Raw genomic sequence first — 804 nt, forward strand, 5'->3', positions numbered from 1 at the left:
ATTTTTGCAAGGGTAGAGAGTGAAGTAAAGTAAACATGGTTTCTGTCGCTTTCTTTTGAGCTTCTTGACGACGCTTATATCCAGTGGTTCGTTTATCTATGCAATCATCGGCTTCATTTAATCGATTAGCTTTTTTCTTGGAACTCAGGAAAGATTTAGCCAGCGGAATAAAGGTATGGCCATCACTCCATCCTAAAGTTAGCATACGGAATCCTTTGATATACTTACCACTGGCATGATCGAAATTATTGGCTAACAACTCTACTTTTTTACTCCGATTACGACTAAACACGGAATCGTCCAGAATAAGCACACGTTCCTTGTCCTCTTGGACATAAGGTATCAAGGTGGCAATGATTTTTGAAGTGAACAAAAGTAAGAATTTACGCCAATTAAACCGTTCATTTCTCAAAAAACGGTTGACTGTATCTTTTCCAAATCCTGGTTGTCTTTCAGCATCCTCTAACAACTGATTCACACTTTTTCCGCCATGGAAAGCGACTGTGAATAAAAAAGTAACGATAGCATTCGTACTGATACCATCTTCTTTTTTTATATTTGATTGGTGTAACAAGGTGCCTATTTTAAATTCTTTAAGAAATCGATCAATGCTCGAATAGAACTCGTTTTTTTCTGATTTTTTTGGTAAAATATTAGCCATAAGACATCTCTCCTTTGGAATGTTTGTTGGTAACTACATTTTACCAAAGAGAGGTGTCTTTTTCTGTACTTTTAAGTTCAATATTCTAACTGATCTTTACGGTAAAAGGATAGAACGTCGTTCTTAGGGGTGCGAAACTTGAG

1 protein-coding gene is annotated in these 804 nt (G+C 36.4%); it reads right to left on the reverse strand.

From position 1 onward, the window contains the following. Positions 1–661: transposase (locus ACYQ4S_RS12035; protein WP_459771391.1), on the reverse strand; the 661-nt coding region annotated here is incomplete at its 3' end. Positions 662–804 lie beyond the last annotated feature (143 nt).

Source organism: Alkalibacterium sp. s-m-28 (assembly GCF_054658175.1).